The sequence below is a fragment of the Bradyrhizobium sp. 31Argb genome (assembly GCF_043638955.1).
Classification (GTDB): Bacteria; Pseudomonadota; Alphaproteobacteria; order Rhizobiales; family Xanthobacteraceae; genus Bradyrhizobium.
In genome coordinates, this window is sequence record NZ_JBEGDB010000415.1 from 1 (window position 1) to 5,111 (window position 5,111).

The following is a 5,111-nucleotide window of genomic DNA, read 5'->3' on the forward strand; positions in this document are numbered from 1 at the left end:
GGGAATCCTCGTCGCCGAGCCCATCGCATTGCCAGCGGTTTTCGCCGAGAGGATCGCGCGTCATCACATGTTCAGGTACTTCGGCCCCTGAACGGGCTCTGGACTCCCTCACGCCGGTGGGCAGGATCGATTGCAGGTGACTATGCAAAGACCAGTAAACCATCTCCCTCCGTCATCCCAGATGCCAATATAGTCCCCTCGACCACCTCCGACGCGGATTTCTGGCCGGATCGTACCGCGTCCGCATCCGAGCCCCGGCCGCGCAGGTCCCAGAAAGCGCCGTCAACGGTTCCAGATGGGGCGCAAAGCCCCTTGCGCGGACGCGGCGCACGCTTGCCATCCGCTTGCTTACGGCCATTGCCGACCTGGCCTAATTCCTGCGATATGGTCGAACCGACGGCGCGCTTCGGCGATCGCCTTCATGCCTCGGAAGAAACGGGCCGTGATACGTTTGTGACGCGAATCCAATGATGCAAACTTATGAGTAAGTTCGTGTAGGCGTTAGCCGCGAAGCTTGTAAGAGAGGCCGCGTCAGCTCGCCGTCAGCCTCATTGATTATTCTTGTCCGTGATAGACACAACCTTCATGCGAGACGAAAATCGAGATGCACAATCGAATCGACCAATCATCAACGTACCTTCGGCAAAATGACGCACTGAACAATTCGTTCAACAGCAACAGCTTCGATGAACAACTTGCCGATCTTGCACGGCACAACGATCTGTCGCCTGAGGATCGACCCGAAAGAATGGGGTGCTGCGCCAGTAGGGCAGACGCCTCGGATCCTGCGAGGATGAGCACATCCGTGTTCCAATACAGGACTGCCGAATTGCCGAATGCGAATGTCGAAAACATCTGCGTTGGGCTGGCCGCCGAATGGCTTACCAACCGCGCGCAAAGCCCAGCATCACGAATGCGTGCCCTGTTGCCTCGATCGAGTGGATACCGCTCAGCGGCCGTGACCCAAGAAAACTATGAAGATGTCATCAGGTCCTTGCGATCGCAAGGTGTCGAGGGCTTTGAAGCTAACTTTAGGGCGCGGGCAGCCGTGTTCGCGGACGCGGGTTTACGACCATCCGAAGGAGGCAATACATACGCCTTCGACAATTCTGACGAATTCTCGGAAATGAAGGACAAGATCGTATCCAATGAGAGAATGTATTTGCTCAGCTTGAGTTTTGAGCGCGGAGGACGCACGGAAAAACACTTGGTTGCGACGTCAGCGTCGGATGGGATAGTGACGCTGTTCGACCCAAACTATGGCGAATTCACCATTCCGCAAGGGGATGTGAATGACTTCTTCGGAAGCCTCGCAAATCGCTACAGAAGTCCCCCCAACAGCATGGAATTGCGGAGTATCACCACGCAAAGGATACGGGTTGAGTAACAACTTGCAGATGCGAAGTTGCATTTCGATCCGTAAGGCAACTAAATCGGCCTCCTGACATTCGGCAAGAGTTGAGCCCCGGCGTTTAAGATAGCCGGGGCTATTCTTGCGGCGCACCATCCGAGATGTGGTAGAATCCGGAGCCGCGCAATCTCCGACATTGCGAAGCTAGTACCCACTTTTCTTGGATCGTGAGTCGTGATTCAAGATATGGATGATACCCGAAGCAAGAGAAGTCCACCTTTCGAGGAAAGATAGCAAGGTGCTTGAGGCGTGTTGTCGCTCGCCGACGACATTGCAGCGCGATTTGAAGCGGGCGCGGATCGTTCTGTTGGCGGCGGCCGGGCGCAGCACCCGGTCGATCGCCAAGGAAGTTGGGGTCCAGCCGCGGATTGTCAGCCTTTGGCGGCATCGCTATGCCGACTAAGGCCTTGAAGGGCTGCAAGACAAGCCGCGACCCGGCAAGAAGCCGATCTATACGAAGACGACCGACAAGCGGATTCTGAAGCTGCTGGATAAGCCGCCCCCGCAAGGGTTCGAGCGCTGGACCGGCCCTCTGCTGGCCGAGGCGCTAGGCGATGTTGACGTCCAATATGTTTGGCGGTTCCTGCGCAGTCACACGATTGACCTCGCGGCTCGCAAGTCCTGGTGTGAGAGCAACGACCCGAACTTTACGGCCAAAGCCGCCGATGTTGTCGGCCTTTACGTCGCCCCGCCGGCGAAGGCCATTGTGCTATGCGTGGACGAGAAGCCCTCGATCCAGGCCTTGGAGCGAGCGCAGGGCTATCTGAAGTTGCCCAATGGCCGCGCCTTGACTGGTCAGAGCCACGATTACAAGCGGCATGGCACCACAACGCTGTTTGCGGCGCTCGAAGTCGCCACCGGAAAGATCATCGTGTCATTCGGCCTGCAATATTGGCTCTGACTCATATGTGGAACGGCCCGGGCTGCAAGATCTTTCTCTGGTTGAACAAGGGATGACGGTGCGGTCATATGTTCGGCCTGTAAACGCGGCGCCTGGCCGCTGGCCACGATGATATCCGCGGAAGCAATCGCCCAATCAATTTCTCGCGCTCGAAGCGCAGTGAGTCAGGCGGTCTGATTGCTACCGGGAATGTCGTCATTCGAGTCGTCCGTGAAGAATGCGGATCAGCTTGAGAGAAAGGCAGCAATTGTCTGGATGAAGTATTCGATTTTGCAGGAAAGCGGGGTGTTGGACTTCGCTTTCTTGCGTTTTGGGATTTTGCTTTTGGGCGATTCGTGATTCCCTGACGTCGTCGTCGACATTGGGGCATGCGATGAGCAAACCGCGGGATGATCGCCAGAAAGACCTGCTGCTTCCGGCGCTCGATCAGATCATCGACATGGGGCATCCGCTGGTGCGGTTGGCGGCGCTGATCGACTGGAAGTTTCTGGATGAGCGCTTCAGTTCAGTGTGCCAAGGAGGGTCGGGACAGCCGGGCTTGCCGACGCGGCTCGTAGCCGGCCTGTTCATTCTGAAGCACATGCACAGCCTGTCAGATGAGGTGCTGTGCGCCCGTTGGATCGAGAACCCCTACTACCGATACTTCTGCGGGGAATTGAGCTTCTGCCACCGTCTACCGTTCGATAGATCGTCGATGACCCGTTGGCGCCAGCGGCTCGGCGAAGAACAGCTCGTTGCGCTGATCCAGGAAAGTCTGTCGGTGGCACACAAGACTGGCGCGATCGGCCGCAAGGACCTGGAGCGGGTGGTCGTCGGTCGAGTAGCCCCGGGGAATTGCACCCCGAGGCTCTCACGAAACCGGACGTGAACCTCTCGATTCATCCGGCTTCTATCTTCCAGCCGCAGGTCGAATGCCGACTCGCCACAAATAGAGTAGGTTCGGATCGCGCTGTGCGAGCCGTCCCAACCAATATACCGAGGCGACTTTCCGGCCTTTCAACCGCTTGTATTTCCGCCTCGTCCAACGGGCGAGCGCGTCGTTTACGTGACGAAGGACGTTGACACATTCCGTCCGGTAAAACCGTCCGTAATAGTTCAGCCATCCTTGCACGACAGGATCAATCAGCTTGGCGAGTTCTTCAAGACTCCAGTGGTTTCGCGTCGAACCCAGTCGCCATGAGCGAATGGTTTGTCGGATTCCTTTGGCAGCCTTGTTGCTGATTGCCGGGAGGAAGTTGAGGAACTTCTCGCCCTTTCGATCGCGAGCGCTGCGCGGCTGGAAGGTGTAGCCAAGGAAGTCGAACGAGATGTGTTCGCATTCCTTTCTCCGTTTATTATCCTTGCAGTAGACGATCCGGGTTTTCTCCGGATGGAGCTCCAGACCGCATTCCGCAAGACGTTTTCGGATCGCCTCCATCACGGTTCGAGCCTCGCTTTCAGTTCTGCAATGGACTATCGCATCGTCAGCGTATCTTTCGAAACACAACAAGGGAAGGTCCGCTGCATCCAGTGATCGAATGCATAGTGCAGAACCAAATTTGCGAGCAGCGGTGAAACCACTGAACCCTGAGGGGTTCCGCGTGTTCTCTCCACTAGGATTCCGTCTTCTTTCTCCACGGGAGCTTGCAGCCACCGCTTTACGTAGAGACGAATCCAGCTCAGTTCCGTGTGGTGGGCGACGGCCTTTTCGATCAGGTGCCAAGGAATCGAGTCGAAGAACGACTTGATATCAAGGTCGATAACCCAGTCGAATTTCCAGCAACGCTTTCGCGCTGTCCCCACTGCGTCAAGCGCCGAACGGCCGGGCCGATAGCCGTAGGAGTCGGGATGGAATATTGGTTCCATCGTCGGCTCCATAACCATCTTTGCAACCGTCTGAGCCACGCGGTCAGCTATAGAGGGTATTCCTAACGGACGCTTCCCTCCATTAGCCTTGGGAATTTCCACGAGACGGACGGGAGGCGGAAAGTATGTCCCCGACGACAGTCGATTCCAGATCTTGTAGAGGTTTCTCTTCAAGTCCTTTTCGAATTCCTCGATGGAGACCCCGTCCACACCCGCTGACCCGCGGTTCGCTTTCACCTGTTTCCAAGCTTCCCAAACGAGATGTTTGGGGATCTGATACGACTTTGCCTCAGTCATCGGCTCCTCCCGTTTCCGGTTGGCGTGTGACTTTGGCTGGAAGATCGGGTCCCTTCGCTCCGCCCGTATTACCGGGCCTCATCACTATTACGAACCCGTCCGCCCCTGCGTCGCGCATTGGTACTCTGCCCTCGGCGGGTCCGCCGCCTTTGGGGTCTCCCTTGGCATCGCGACGCAGGTTCCCATGTTCCGCGCAAGAGCCTGCCATCGGGATCACGCCGCCTCTACACCGGTTGCCGCCCGGCCAATAGACAGGCTCTCGCCGCGCTTGATCCCAGGAGGTGGTATCGCCCCTGGTTTCGACAACACCTGAACTGTACTTTCGATGCATCATCGGCGGTTTACTTGCGTTCGTCTTCCCGTGGCTCACCTGACGGGCTGATTGCCCGCCTTTTCCAGCAACGCTCACCACCTCAGCCATTGAGCTAAAGCAGCTTGTGGGGGTTTGGACTCTGATCCTGCAATCCGAGTCCGAGGGGCCTGCCCTCATCTCTTGCGCAGCAAGGCTGCTCGGAAGATGGTCTACATACCCAACCTCCTTCTTCGCGCCGTCATGGCGCACATACCACGGTGCAGCCTAGGCTCTGAACGCGTCGGAATCGTAGGCCGCATCCGCCATGACGAACTCGGCCGCAAGGCCCTCGACGAGGGGCTGGG

Annotated in this window: 2 protein-coding genes and 3 pseudogenes; 4 read left to right on the forward strand and 1 reads right to left on the reverse strand. The window is 57.3% G+C overall.

Translation table 11 applies throughout. The features are described from left to right. Nucleotides 1-604: 604 nt before the first annotated feature. The 4 genes and pseudogenes from AAFX91_RS38885 to AAFX91_RS38900 all read left to right on the forward strand — a co-directional run. Nucleotides 605-1,387 carry a YopT-type cysteine protease domain-containing protein gene (locus AAFX91_RS38885; RefSeq protein ID WP_394570037.1) on the forward strand — a complete coding sequence of 261 codons (783 nt, stop codon included), beginning with the start codon at nt 605-607 and terminating at the stop codon, nt 1,385-1,387. Nucleotides 1,388-1,601: 214 nt separating this feature from the next. Beyond that, nucleotides 1,602-2,288 (forward strand): annotated as a pseudogene (locus AAFX91_RS38890) (IS630 family transposase); the annotation flags it as partial. Between the two features lie 234 nt (nt 2,289-2,522). Beyond that, entirely contained in the window at nt 2,523-2,651 is a 129-nt protein-coding gene (locus AAFX91_RS38895) for a hypothetical protein (RefSeq protein ID WP_394570038.1), read from the forward strand. A 34-nt stretch (nt 2,652-2,685) separates the two neighbouring features. Next, nucleotides 2,686-3,126 (forward strand): annotated as a pseudogene (locus AAFX91_RS38900) (transposase); the annotation flags it as partial. A 75-nt stretch (nt 3,127-3,201) separates the two neighbouring features. On the opposite strand, the pseudogene ltrA reads toward AAFX91_RS38900, so the two are convergent. Further along, nucleotides 3,202-4,454: pseudogene (gene ltrA, locus AAFX91_RS38905) on the reverse strand (group II intron reverse transcriptase/maturase). Nucleotides 4,455-5,111 lie beyond the last annotated feature (657 nt).